General features: G+C 68.4%; 12 protein-coding genes and 3 pseudogenes. 5 read left to right on the top strand and 10 right to left on the bottom strand.

What is annotated here, in order from left to right; translation table 11 throughout:
* Positions 1-23: 23 nt before the first annotated feature.
* Positions 24-578, bottom strand: coding sequence for a hypothetical protein (locus tag ACIBA9_RS08940; RefSeq protein WP_399361062.1), 555 nt, complete (start codon positions 576-578; stop codon positions 24-26).
* A gap of 652 nt (positions 579-1,230) precedes the next feature.
* On the opposite strand from ACIBA9_RS08940, the gene ACIBA9_RS08945 reads away from it, so the two are divergent.
* Entirely contained in the window at positions 1,231-1,662 is a 432-nt protein-coding gene (locus ACIBA9_RS08945) for a hypothetical protein (RefSeq protein ID WP_399361064.1), read from the top strand.
* A 378-nt stretch (positions 1,663-2,040) separates the two neighbouring features.
* Positions 2,041-2,325: pseudogene (locus ACIBA9_RS08950) on the top strand (site-specific integrase); the annotation flags it as partial.
* A 108-nt stretch (positions 2,326-2,433) separates the two neighbouring features.
* Here ACIBA9_RS08950 and ACIBA9_RS08955 read toward each other — a convergent pair.
* From ACIBA9_RS08955 to ACIBA9_RS08970, 4 genes are all read right to left on the bottom strand, one after another.
* Positions 2,434-2,943, bottom strand: a complete 510-nt coding sequence (locus ACIBA9_RS08955) for an SUKH-4 family immunity protein (RefSeq protein ID WP_399361066.1) — start codon at positions 2,941-2,943, stop codon at positions 2,434-2,436.
* A gap of 280 nt (positions 2,944-3,223) precedes the next feature.
* Positions 3,224-3,520: a hypothetical protein gene (locus ACIBA9_RS08960; RefSeq protein WP_399361068.1), complete on the bottom strand. Its 297-nt coding sequence runs from the start codon at positions 3,518-3,520 to the stop codon at positions 3,224-3,226.
* A 296-nt stretch (positions 3,521-3,816) separates the two neighbouring features.
* Complete coding sequence (locus ACIBA9_RS08965; protein ID WP_399361070.1) at positions 3,817-4,641, bottom strand: ABC transporter permease; 825 nt, start codon at positions 4,639-4,641, stop codon at positions 3,817-3,819.
* Positions 4,638-5,558, bottom strand: a complete 921-nt coding sequence (locus ACIBA9_RS08970) for an ABC transporter ATP-binding protein (RefSeq protein WP_399361072.1) — start codon at positions 5,556-5,558, stop codon at positions 4,638-4,640. The genes ACIBA9_RS08965 and ACIBA9_RS08970 overlap by 4 nt, the downstream gene beginning before the upstream one ends.
* 260 nt (positions 5,559-5,818) lie before the next feature.
* Between ACIBA9_RS08970 and ACIBA9_RS08975 the strand changes: the two genes are divergently transcribed.
* On the top strand, positions 5,819-6,943 hold the full coding sequence (locus tag ACIBA9_RS08975; RefSeq protein WP_399361074.1) for a sensor histidine kinase: 1,125 nt from the start codon (positions 5,819-5,821) through the stop codon (positions 6,941-6,943).
* The gene (locus ACIBA9_RS08980; RefSeq protein WP_399361076.1) at positions 6,940-7,602 is read left to right on the top strand and encodes a response regulator; all 663 of its coding nucleotides are present in this window, start codon (positions 6,940-6,942) and stop codon (positions 7,600-7,602) included. The genes ACIBA9_RS08975 and ACIBA9_RS08980 overlap by 4 nt, the downstream gene beginning before the upstream one ends.
* A 38-nt stretch (positions 7,603-7,640) precedes the next feature.
* Here ACIBA9_RS08980 and ACIBA9_RS08985 read toward each other — a convergent pair.
* The 5 genes and pseudogenes from ACIBA9_RS08985 to ACIBA9_RS09005 form a co-directional block, all read right to left on the bottom strand.
* A pseudogene (locus ACIBA9_RS08985) lies at positions 7,641-7,860 on the bottom strand (hypothetical protein); the annotation flags it as partial.
* A 44-nt stretch (positions 7,861-7,904) separates the two neighbouring features.
* A pseudogene (locus ACIBA9_RS08990) lies at positions 7,905-8,039 on the bottom strand (transglutaminase); the annotation flags it as partial.
* 104 nt (positions 8,040-8,143) lie between these two features.
* Positions 8,144-9,214: a threonine aldolase family protein gene (locus tag ACIBA9_RS08995; protein WP_399361077.1), complete on the bottom strand. Its 1,071-nt coding sequence runs from the start codon at positions 9,212-9,214 to the stop codon at positions 8,144-8,146.
* A complete protein-coding gene (locus ACIBA9_RS09000) occupies positions 9,211-9,960 on the bottom strand; it encodes an SDR family NAD(P)-dependent oxidoreductase (protein WP_399361079.1) in 750 nt (249 codons plus the stop codon). The genes ACIBA9_RS08995 and ACIBA9_RS09000 overlap by 4 nt, the downstream gene beginning before the upstream one ends.
* A gap of 38 nt (positions 9,961-9,998) precedes the next feature.
* Entirely contained in the window at positions 9,999-11,396 is a 1,398-nt protein-coding gene (locus ACIBA9_RS09005) for a DUF6421 family protein (RefSeq protein WP_399361081.1), read from the bottom strand.
* 402 nt (positions 11,397-11,798) lie between these two features.
* Here ACIBA9_RS09005 and ACIBA9_RS09010 point away from each other — a divergent pair, with 402 nt between their 5' ends.
* Positions 11,799-12,482, top strand: a complete 684-nt coding sequence (locus tag ACIBA9_RS09010; protein ID WP_362159498.1) for a glycerophosphodiester phosphodiesterase family protein — start codon at positions 11,799-11,801, stop codon at positions 12,480-12,482.
* The last annotated feature ends 19 nt before the right edge of the window (positions 12,483-12,501 follow it).

Raw genomic sequence — 12,501 nt, forward strand, 5'->3', positions numbered from 1 at the left:
CCTTTAGCGATCACTGACTGTGGTCACCCGGGGCATATCGGCTCCAGGTTCCGCCACTTGCCGCGAACACGCAGCACTTCCTCGCCGGCGTGGTCGAAGAACGCTTGCAGCTCGGGCCGGGTAAAGGCCCGTCGTTCCGGCTCGCCCTCGGCTTCGTCGGCGTGCGTCGCAGCGTTCCAGTCGAAGACCACCTGGACTGGGTGGGTACCGAAGTGCCGCAGGCACTCGTCTACCCAGCCGTAGGCCGGGTTGGTCAGGAAGATCGCAAAACTGCCGTACTGAACCCTGGTAGTTGCGCAGGGTGGAGCGGACGCAGCCGTGCACGGCCCGCAGATCGGCCGACCACTCATCGACGTGCTGCGGCGTCCACTGCCACGGCATCGCATCGGCATGCCGGGTGAACGCCCGACCGTGCGTTCCTGGTCACTGACGTACCCCGGTGAAAGATTCCGGGCGAGCTGCTGGTTGCGCCAGCCCTTGATCATCGCCTCGAAGACCTGCTCGTCCGGCCGCAGCAACGGCAGCCCGTCGATCAGGTGCAGCCGAGCAGACCCTGGAACGAGACCGTCCCCACCCATCCGCCATCACTCTCCGTCCATCGCATCTGACGCGAGAATTTCGCATCAGATGCGACCCGGGGGTGTCTTCGCAGCTCAATCGCTCGATGGAGTGAGACCCACAGATGTCCACCGAGGAAGCCGCTACCGTGGTTCCGAGGTCAGCGTCCCTGGTGGGACCGCTTCCAGACGATCCCAGGCCAACTTCCAGGATGGGTGTCGCCTATTCGCATCCGATGCAATTGGCGTCGGTAGGACCATCGGTACAGCGGTTATCGGTGAGACCGATCATGGTCCAGGCGCCACGAGTGTGCCGATCCGGTTCCCGTACTCGCGGCGGCCCTTGCACTGGGCCGGGACGGCAGGGGGGCCTTGGCCACCGTCGAGCGGTTGACAGCGGGCCTGGAGGCGGTGGATCGCTGGCGCGGCTGTGACGCGCAGGGAGAAGCCCTGGCCGCGTCGCGCCCTTTATGTAGTAGACCGCGCCTGAGCTGGTCGGCGCCTGGAGACGGCACTGGTGTCGTCGCCCGCTTGGGCTAACCCGCGTTGACAGGACACTGCGCGACTCTTCGTAATGGAAGCAGCTCACTGGGTGATCGGAAGGGCGCGTGCCACTGCGCGGCGCCGACCGCAGGGGCCGCTTTGAGGGTGAACTGCAACAGAAGGACTCAGCATGCCCGAAGACAGGTCAATTGAGAGCAGCGAACCCGATGACAGTGGCTGGCCTGCCGGCGCTGGCTGGCAGCCTACTTGGGCGAGTGATGGGCTAAGTGATTCGCTATTCGGGCCCCTGCCCGAAGGGCTCGAGACGACTGTCAGTGAGCTCCAGCCTCACCCGGATCGGGAGGTAAGGGTCGTAAGTTACACGGGAAATGGTAACCCGGTATTCGACGATGGGATCGTCCGGTCGGTGGAGTGCGTGAATGCCGATGAGGACCTCTACGCGATCAAGCTATTCAGTCCCACGTACAACAGGGAGTCGGTCATCTACCGCAAGGGGACCAACTTGGTCACGATCCCTACCCGCATTGCCGGTGCGTTGAATGCGCTGGAGGGGGAACACGAGCGGGAGATGGACAGCAGGAAGCCCGGCTGGGGAGCGTGAGCGGCCGGGCTGGACTGTGCAGCAGACCAGAAGCCCCTTGCGGGGTGTTCCGCACGACTACCCCATGTGGGCTACATCCAGCGAGTTCCCCTGAGCCCTGCTGAGTCCTTGTCCCCATGGCCAGGGAGTTCGGCCTCGGGGCTCCATGGAGACGCGATTGGTGCTGAGATAACGGGGTCTGAGGAACATCGGCGTCAGATCGTGCCTAACGCTCGTCGACTCTGGTGAGCGGCCGATGGGTCGTCGGCATCTGGATCGTTCTGAAGTCGTCCCACAGATAACACCCCCAGTATCTGCGGTAGCTTGATCCGTCACCTGCGGTGACGCTCTCGGGCCGCCGCATGAAGCGGCCCTGTTATCTGCGGCAAGGGGAGATCGGTGCCCATGCTCGTCCAGCTGCCGACTGGGAAGGCGGTCACCGTCCGGACAGCGGCCGACCTGTTCCTCGACTCGCTCGGCAACCCGAACACCGTCCGGAACTACGGCATCGCCGTCGGGAAGACCGTCGAGTGCCTGGGCGAGGGCCGGCCGCTCGCCTCGGTGGAGGACGTCGAGATCGGCGAGGCGTTGGAGCTGCTGTGGGGCCGGTCGGCGGTGAACACCTGGAACGCCCGCCGCGGCGCCGTGTTGTCCTGCACCAGCTGGTGCTCCGAGCGCGGGTACGGGTCTGAGACTGGTGGGCTCGCATGTTGCGGTGTCGCGTATTCGCGAGCCGCTCGACGCGCCGGACACGGTGAGTGATCGCTTGGGGATCGTGGTGGCCGCGGGCAACTACCAGAGCCAGCGGTCGAGGAACTCGGCCCAGATGAACCCGTCGTAGCCGTCGAAGGCAGGTGGATCGATCTTCTTGAGTTCGTCAGCGAGCGTGCTGAGCTCGGCCAGGGCTTCGTCCTCGCGGTCATCCGGATCGCTGAGGATCTCGGACTCGCTGACGTGCAGGCCGTAGTGGTGCAGGGTCCGCAGCCACAGGTCGATGGAGGAGTTGGCGAACCATGCCTCGCCTTGGGGAAGGACGTAGTGGACCGTGCCTGTCCCGGGTTCGACGCCGAATGACCATTCCATGCCGGGCACGAGGTCGCCATGGTGATTCTGGGTGAGGCGGTAGAGCGACCTACCATCTGATGTCTGGAGTGCTGGAGCCGCCTCCACCTGGAACGATACGTACTCGATCAACTCTTCGACGACGGGGATCCCGACATCAACCAGTAGTGCCTTCTGATCCTCGGGGATTTGCCAGCCCGACACGACTGCCGAGTCTGCCCTTGTGACACGTGGCCCCATCGGGGACGACACACTCCTCAGTGGTCGCCGGGGGCGTACCGGCTCCAGGTTCCGCCGGCTTCGGTGACCAGGCGGGTAGTGGTCTTGTCGTGATAGCCGAGTGCCTTCGAGATGACGGGGCTTGGAGGACGATGTGTCGGATTGCGGAGACCCTGCCGCGCTGCGGCGGGACGCCGATCTCGCGCAGATGGACCTAGAGGCTGACCGGATTCATGGGCTGTCCGGCCTGGCGGCCGGGGAAGAGCCATTGTGAGCTTCTGCTGCTGGCGTAGGGCAGGTGCTAGCGGGACCGGATGTAGGCCCGCATCAGGTCGGCGACGGGCTCCGGCAGCGGGGACGGCGGGTCTCCCAACTGGACGGTGACGGTGGTCTCGTCGTCGGTGATGTCGTCGATGGTGAGGCGGACGATGCGGCTGACGGGTTGCGCGTAGAGGAGAACGAGCGCCGCGGCGACCCGGGCCCGCAGGGGCAGGGAGTCGTCGTTGAGGATCCGGCGGAGCATCGCGAGCCGGCGGTGCTGATGCACCGGTTCCGGGTCCTGGGTGATGACGGCGGGCGGCAGCATGAGGCGGGGCATCCGGCCGGTCCTCATGCACCACCGCAGGAATGACTGGGACGGACGGCGGGTGGCCAGGCTCTCGGTGTGCCAAGCGTCGATGTCGGCCTGCTGGCACTGCCCGATGGCACGTGGCGGTCCCACAGTTCGGACAGTCGTAACTTCCTACCGCCAATGCAGCCTGATCGGGCGTCACGTTCATGACCGGAATCTCTCAGAACCCCGTCGCACAACACACTGTTCTCGAGAGGACTTTTGAGAAGAGACCCTCGTCAAGGCTGTCACGAGCTACCGGGACCTTGCTCCTGGGGGCACACTCACACGTCGCGGCGCCTCACGACGAGAACGGCGAGTGTGACCGTGATCAGCGGCCAGAGCGTGTACACGAGCCAGGAGCCAGAGACTGTGGCGGTGTAGCCCAGGGATCCGGGCCCCGGCCCCCAGGTTTGGATCAGGCGGTTCCAGGCGGCCGACACCAGCACGTGTTTGATGTCCGCCGACCAGCGGCTGCTCTCCGAGAACATGGGAGGCAGCATCACCAGGGTGAAGATGCTGGTGACCATGGTCCCGGCGGTATGCCGGAGCAGAACACCGAGACCCAGCCCGACCAGGGCGCAGACCGGAACCAGCAGCGCGGAGGCCACCAGCGCCCGGAGCACCCCGGGGTGGGTGATCGGAAGGTCGGCATGGTGCCCGTTCAGGATGGCCTGGGAGATCAGGAAGGAACCGGAGGAGGCGGTCGTGCCGACCGCGGTCCACAGTGCGGCGGTGACGGCTGCCTTGGCCAGCACGATCGAGCCGCGGGGCGGGACGGCCACGGTGGTGGTGCGGATCAGCCCGCTGCTGTATTCGCTCACGACGGTGAGGGCGCCCATACTGCTGGCGACGAGGATCAGCGTCCAGTAGCCGGCCGGCGGATAGGCGTCGTAGGGCCGGAAGTCAGCGGGGCCGGAGGGCGCGGCTTTGTCCGCCAGCGTGGCCACGGCGGTGGACCCGATGACGAACAGGAGGGTGAGTGCGATCGTCCACGGTGTGGACCGCAGGGACCGTGTCTTGATCCACTCGGCGGCGAGCAGGTCACGGAAGCGGGCGGGCGGCGCGGTGACGGGGGTGGTCCGGGGGGCGGAGGTGAGCGTGGTCATCGGGGCTGTCCTGCCTGGTATTCGGTGCTGTCGGCGGTGAGTTCCATGAAGGCCGCCTCCAGTGAGGCGGTGCGGGTGGTCAGCTCGTTCAGCTGGATACCGTTGTCGAAGGCGAGCGCCCCGATCCGGTCGGCCGGGAGCCCGGTCACGGCGAGTTTCTCTACGCCGGTCGAGCCCTCCGGCTCGACCGAGGCGCCTGTCGCGGTCAGCACGGCTGCCAGCTCGGCGGCCTGCGGTGTCCCCACCACAACGCTGCTACGGGTGCTGCGGGCCGCGAAGTCCCGTACCGACTCGGCGGCGATGAGGCGGCCCCGGCCGATGACGACCAGCTGGTCGGCGGTGTTCTCCATCTCCGACATCAGGTGGCTGGAGAGGAAGACCGTGCGCCCCTCGGCGGCCAGGCGCCGGAAGAGCCTGCGTACCCAGAGGACGCCCTCCGGGTCCATGCCGTTGACCGGCTCGTCGAACATGAGCACGGGCGGGTCGCCGAGCAAGGCGGTGGCGATGCCGAGGCGCTGCTTCATACCGAGGGAGAATCCGCCGATGCGGCGGTCTGCCACCTCGGTCAGCCCCACCTCGTGAAGCACCTCGCCCACCCGGCGCCGCGGAATGCTGTTGCTGCGGGCCAGAGCGGACAGGTGGGCCGCAGCGCTACGTCCTCCGTGAACCTGTCCCGCGTCGAGGAGGGCACCGACGTGCCGCAGTCCGCGCGGGTGGCGGTGGAACGGGACTCCGCTGACGGTGGCGGAGCCGGTGGTGGGCGCGTCCAGGCCCAGGATCATCCGCAGGGTGGTGGACTTGCCGGCTCCGTTGGGGCCGAGGAATCCCGTGACCTGGCCCGGCCGCACGGTGAAGGACAGATGGTCGACGGCCGTCTTGCTGCCGTAGCGCTTGGTGAGTTCGCTGACTTCGATCACGGCACCCACACTGCCGAGAGGAGCCCCGTCCGGGCATGGGGCCGTGGGTGGCAATCGTGCGGCCGGATTGAACCGTGGGCGTACGTCCCCGGGCTGATGCCGCGCTGCTGGTGGTCCGGTTAGTCTCGCGGAGTGAACCCCATGACAACCATTTCGTTGCCTGCGCGCGTCGCGCACCTCGGGCTTGTTCCCGGGAGGGGACACCGCCGATGACGAGAACCAAGGCCGTGGCCTGGGTAGGGGGTGCCTCCTACCTCCTCGTGGCGGGTCTGCTGGTGGGGGCCGCACCGCGGGCGTCGGGCACGGTCCACGGTATCGGGGCGCTGCTGGCCGTGAGCCTGCTCGCCGGTGTGGTGCGACGGATGCCGCTGCCGGCTCTGGTCATGGCACTCTTCGGATCCACCGCTGCGGTGGTGGGCCCTCCGAGTACCGCCCATGAGAGCCGGGCGGCGTCATATCAGGGCCAGTTCCTGTCGTATCTGGCAGTGGACCTCATTTTGGGCTTCATCGTCGCCACTTGTGCACGGCGTGCTTCGGCTGTCGCCGTGGCCGTGTCATTCACAGTGCAACTTCTGGTGATCGGCCTCTTCACACATGGAGACGGCCTGGCCGTCAACGGGCTGATCGCCCTCCTGGCGTTGGCCGCATCCTGCATGGCCGGTCTGCTGAGCCGCGAGCGCCGCGAGCACGCAGTGGCGCTAAGGACACAGGAGGTGGCCGAGGCGGTGACCGCCGAACGGCTACTGATCGCACGGGAGTTGCACGACATGGTCGCGCACAGCATCGGCATCATCGCGATCCAGGCCGGTGTGGGCAGCCGGGTCATTCAGACCCAGCCGGCCGAGGCGCGCGAGGCCCTGCGCGCCATCGAGGCCACCAGCAGAGAGACCCTGTCGGGCCTTCGGCGCACGCTGGTGTCGCTCCGTCAGGCCGACCGGGGCGCGACTGCCTCGGAGCAGTCACCGCTCGCACCCACGCCGGGACTGGCGGACATCGAACGGCTTGCGGCAGCGACCGCGCGCGCAGAGGTACGCGTCGACGTGTGCTGCACCGGGGAGCAGCGTCCCGTGCCGGCCGACATCGACCTGTCCGCCTACCGCATCGTGCAGGAGGCGCTGACCAATGTGGTCCGACACGCGGGCTCCGGGCGTTGCCGGGTGGCCATCGACTACGGAGACGAGGAGCTGTTCGTGGAGGTCGTCGACAACGGGCACGGCGCCACCGAGGACGGCTCGGCCCACGGCTTCGGCCTGATCGGGATGCGGGAACGAGTGGGTCTGCTGGGCGGCCACCTCAGCGCCGGACCGCGACCCGAGGGCGGCTTCCGGGTGGCGGCCCGGCTGCCGCTGCCCGCACCTTTCGGAGTTCCGGTGGAAGGCCGATGACCATCCGTGTGGTGCTCGCCGACGACCAGCCGTTGGTTCGGTCCGGTCTACGCGTGATCATGGCCGACTACCCCGATCTGGAGGTCGTCGGTGAAGCCGCCACCGGCGCTGAGGCCGTCCAATTGGTCAGGGATGCCGGCCCCGACGTCGTGGTCATGGACATCCGGATGCCCGGCATGGACGGGATCGAGGCCACCCGCCTGATCACCGCCGGTTCGGCAACCACACGCGTCCTCGTCCTGACCACCTTCGACGAGGACGACCATGTCTACGGCGCGCTCCGGGCCGGCGCGAGCGGCTTCGTGGTCAAGGACATGGCGCTGGACGACATCCTCGCGGCGATCCGCGTGGTCGCCTCTGGTGACGCGCTGATCGCGCCGGGTGTGACGCGCCGTCTGATCGCGGACTTCATCGGGCGGCCCGCAGCTGTCCCGGAGCGCTCCCCAAGGCCGGTCGAGGGCATCACCGAGCGGGAACGCGAAGTACTGACCCTGGTCGGACGCGGCAGGTCGAACACCGAGATCGCCGAGGACCTGTTCATCACGGTGGCCACCGCCAAGTCACACGTTTCACGGCTGCTCACCAAATTGGGCGCCCGGGACCGGGTCCAGCTCGTCATCACCGCCTATGAGACGGGGCTCGTCACCCTGCCTCGCTGATGGCGTCCCCGGCCTCCACGGTGAAGCCGGAATCACGTTTCGTGTACCCGCTGCAACGCGCCCTTCATCGCGGTAACCGGTGGACCTCGTCGGCGGCCGGCGCATCCGCTCCAGCTCCCGATACCGCCCGCCCTCCGGCGTCTTCAACGTGGCCACAAGGTCGCCGGGCAATGCCGGGTCCGGCCGCCAGGCCGCCCTGGCGACCGTGGCATGCAGCCGCCTGTCCGCGACGGCACGGACCTCGGCGACCTGCCGAGCGGAGGGGCCGAAGTCACGTATCTCCCATCCGTTGGTCCCCGAGGCCAGGTGATGCGGTGGTCGCCGGAGTCCTGGGAGTGGGGAATGGCGTCCCTGACGAACTCGTAGGCGGCCCGCGCATACTCATACGAGTCGGCGGCGCCTTTTGCGAGTCGTGCGGCCGTCTCCCGTACCACGGGGCCGCAGAGTATAGGAATGCGGCCACCCGAGTGTCTATGACTTTTCAGGTGGCCGCATACCTATGCGTGCATGCGGCGGTGTCCGCCGTCCCCGTGTGCCGCGCTCAGCGCGCCATCTCCTCCTTGACCGCGGCGGTGAACGTGTCGACGTCCTCCTCCGTGGTGTCGAAGGAGCACATCCAGCGCACCACTCCGGCGGCCTCGTCCCAGAAGTAGAAACGGAACCGCTTCTGCAGCCGCTCGCTCACGTCGTGCGGCAGCCGGGCGAAGACGCCGTTGGCCTGCACGGGATAGAGGATCTCCACGCCGTGCACCGCGCGGACGCCCTCGGCCAGCCGCCGCGCCATCTCATTGGCGTGCCGGGCGTTGCGCAGCCACAGGTCCTTGGCGAGCAGCGCCTCCAACTGCACCGAGACGAAGCGCATCTTGGACGCCAGCTGCATCGACATCTTGCGCACGTGCTTCATCTTCCGCACCGCGTCCTGGTTGAGGACCACGACGGCCTCACCGAACACCGCGCCGTTCTTCGTGCCGCCCAGAGAGAGGATGTCGACGCCGACCGCGTTGGTGAACGTACGCATCGGCACGTCCAGGGAGGCGGCCGCGTTGGCTATCCGGGAACCGTCCAGGTGCACCTTCATGCCGTGGGCGTGGGCGTGCTCGCAGATCGCCCGGATCTCCTCGGGCGTGTAGAGCGTGCCCAGCTCGGTGCTCTGGGTGATCGAGACGACCTGCGGCATCGCACGGTGCTCGTCCTCCCAGCCCCACGCCTGCCGGTCGATGAGCTCCGGCGTGAGCTTGCCGTCGGGCGTGGGCACGGTCAGCAGCTTCAGGCCGGCCATGCGCTCGGGAGCGCCGCCCTCGTCGACGTTGATGTGCGCGCTCTCGGCGCAGACCACCGCGCCCCAGCGGTCGGTGACCGCCTGGAGCGCGACGACGTTGGCACCGGTGCCGTTGAAGACCGGGAAGGCCTCGGCGCTCGCCCCGAAGTGGCTGCGGATGACCCGCTGGAGGTTCTCGGTGTAGTCGTCCTCGCCGTACGCCACCTGGTGGCCGCCGTTGGCCAGGGCCAGGGCGGCCAGCACCTCCGGGTGCGCGCCGGCGTAGTTGTCACTTGCGAAACCGCGGACCCGCGGGTCGTGATGGCGACGCGCGTCGGTCCTGGGAGGGTTCACGGCTTCTCGGTCAGCCACAGACGGTTTCCGTTCACTTCTGCGGCGGGCTTGCTCCAGACGCCCTCGACGGCCTCGGCGAGGTCCTTGACGTCCGTGAAGCCCGCGAACTTCGCGTTGGGGCGTTCGGCGCGCATCGCGTCGTGCACCAGTGCCTTCACCACCAGGATGGCAGCCGCCGCGCGCGGGCCCTCCTCTCCCCCGGCCTTGCGGAAGCCGTCGGCCATCGCGAGGGTCCAGGCCTCGGCCGCGGCCTTGGCGGCGGAGTAGGCGGCGTTGCCCGCGGTGGGCTTCGCCGCGCCGGCGGCGCTGGTGAGCACGTACCGGCCGCGCTCGCTGCGCCGCAGCGCGTCGAAGAAGGCCAGGGAGGTGTGCTGCACCGTGCGGATCAGCAGCTTCTCCAGCAGGTCCCAGTCCGCGAGGTCGGTTTCGGCGAAGGTGGCGCTGCCGCGCCAGCCGCCGACCAGGTGGACCAGGCCGTCGACGCGGCCGTGGTCCTTCTCGATGCGGGCGGCCCAGTCGCGGGTGGACTGCAGGTCGAGCAGATCGACCGTCTCCCCGGTGACCGTGGCGCCGCCGCGGGCGTAGCGGGCCGCGTCCACGGCCTCGGCCAGGCGCTCGGCGTTGTTGTCGGCGCCGACGACGACCGCGCCCGCCTCGGCGAGCCGCACCAGCGTCGCGTGCCCGGCGGGTCCGCCCGCGCCGGCCACCGCGATCACCGCACCACTGAGAGACCCGTTCCCCGCCATGTTCTTCCCCTTTTGCACAGTGTTCCGGAGGCGGTCGCTCACGCGGCGACCCGCTCGGCGCTGTCCGCCGTGATGCCCTTGGTGGAGGCGATCACATTCTTCAGCTTCTTGGACAGGGCCTCAAAGAACATGCTGAGCGGAAACTCGTCCGGAAGCACGTCGTCCACGAGCTTGCGCGGCGGCTGGCTCAGGTCCAGGGCGTCGGGGCCCTTGGCCCACTTCGAGCCCGGGTGCGGGGCGAGGTAGGTGGCGACCAGCTCGTAGCCGGCGAACCAGTGCACCAGCTTCGGGCGGTCGATGCCGTCCTTGTAGAGCTTTTCGATCTCGGCGCACAGCTGGTTGGTGACCTGCGGGGCGCGCTCCCAGTCGATGGAGAGCTTGTTGTCGGTCCAGCGCAGGACATCGTGCTTGTGCAGGTAGGAGAAGAGCAGCTGGCCGCCGACGCCGTCGTAGTTGCGGACGCGGTCGCCGGTGACCGGGAAGCGGAACATGCGGTCGAAGAGCACCGCGTACTGCACGTCGCGGGCCTGCGGAACGCCGTCGGCCTGGAGCTTGACGGCCTCCTTGAAGGCGGTCAGGTCACAGCGCAGCTCCTCCAGGCCGTACATCCAGTACGGCTGGCGCTGCTTGATCATGAACGGGTCGAACGGCAGGTCGCCGTGGCTGTGGGTGCGGTCGTGGACCATGTCCCACAGTACGAAGGCCTCCTCGCAGCGCTTCTGGTCGTGGACCATCGCCGCGATGTCCTCGGGCAGCTCCAGGCCCAGGATGCCGACGGCCGCGTCGGTGACCCGGCGGAAGCGGGCGGCCTCGCGGTCACAGAAGATGCCACCCCAGGAGAAACGTTCCGGCGCTTCGCGCACGGCGATCGTCTCCGGGAAGAGCACGGCCGAGTTGGTGTCGTAGCCCGCGGTGAAGTCCTCGAAGGTGATGCCACAGAACAGCGGGTTGTCGTAGCGGGTGCGCTCCAGCTCGGCCAGCCAGTCGGGCCACACCATGCGCACCACGACCGCCTCCAGGTTGCGGTCCAGGTTGCCGTTCTGCGTGTACATCGGGAAGACGACCAGGTGCTGAAGGCCGTCCGCGCGGTTCGCGGCGGGCTGGAAGGCCAGCAGGGAGTCCAGGAAGTCCGGCACCTCGAAGCCGCCCTCGGCCCAGACGCGCAGGTCGCGCACCAGAGCCTGGTGGTAGAGGACGTCGTGCGGGAGCAGCGGGGAGAGCCGCTCGACCGCGTCGGCGACACGCTCGACGGCGGCGACGGCGTCGGCCCGCGCGGGTGCGCCCTCGGCCTCGAAGTCGATCGATCCGTCCTTCGACTGCCATGGCCGGATCTGCTCCACGGCATCCTTGAGCACGGGCCAGGCCGGGTGCTCGATCACCCTGGTCTGCGGAGAAAGCTGTTCCTCCGGACCCGCCTGCACAAGAATTTCCGTCATGTTCCATCCTCCACGGGAGAACCTCGCGTCCGGACACCGTATGCATACCCCGTTTCTCCCAGCAAGAGGCAGCTCGGGAAATTATTCTGCCCAACCCCTTGGGCGCCGATGTTTTTCCTGCCGCTAACCGTGACGACGCTCACTTTCATTTGCGTCCACCGGCGGGCGGAAGGGGAGCGACCGGGATGAACCGGACAGTCAAGGCCGTCGCGACACGCCCACGCAGGAGTGATGCCGGGAGCGGGTCCCGGCCAGAGCGCGCCCGCCACGCGCCCCGATCACCCGCGCACATGCGGGTTCATCGCGGGCCCCGGCCATTAGGCTGCGATTCTGCCCGCGCGGCCGACGACGTCCGCTCGTCACGCGCGCGCCGAGCCGCCGTCGACGGAAGCGAGTCGAACCTTGAACTTCCTTACCATCGGTCACCGCGGGGTCATGGGTGTCGAACCCGAGAACACCCTTCGTTCCTTCGTCGCCGCGCACCACGCCGGCCTCGACCTCATCGAACTCGATCTGCACCTGAGCAAGGACGGCGCCCTGGTCGTCATGCACGACGCGGAGGTGGACCGGACGACCGACGGCTGCGGGCCGATCGCCGAGAAGACCCTCGCCGAGCTGCGCGCCCTGGACGCGGGCCGCGGCGAGCGCGTGCCGGTGTTCGAGGAGGTGCTGGACGCGGTGAGCACGCCTTTGCAGGCCGAGATCAAGGACATCGCGGCGGCCCGGGCACTGGCCGAGGTGATGCACCGCAGGGACCTGGTCGGGCGTGTGGAGGTGTCCTCCTTCCACGACGAGGCGATCGCCGAGATCTCCCGGCTGGTGCCGGGCGTGCGCACCGCGCTCGTCGCGAGCCGTTACGGCACCGATGTCGTGGACCGCGCCGTCGCCGTGGGCGCCCCGACGCTCTGTCTCGACATCCGCCGGCTCACCCTGGAGATCGTCGAGCGGGCGCGCGCGTCCGAGCTGCGGATCATCGGCTGGGTGGTCAACACACAGGACCATCTGCGGCTGGTGCGCGCGCTGCAGTTGGACGGGGCGACGACCGACTTCCCGGAGATCAAGCGCACGGGCCGGTTCACCGCGTGAGCCGACGCCCGCTCGGGGG

This window comes from Streptomyces sp. NPDC051452, from assembly GCF_044454765.1.
Classification (GTDB): Bacteria; Actinomycetota; Actinomycetes; order Streptomycetales; family Streptomycetaceae; genus Streptomyces.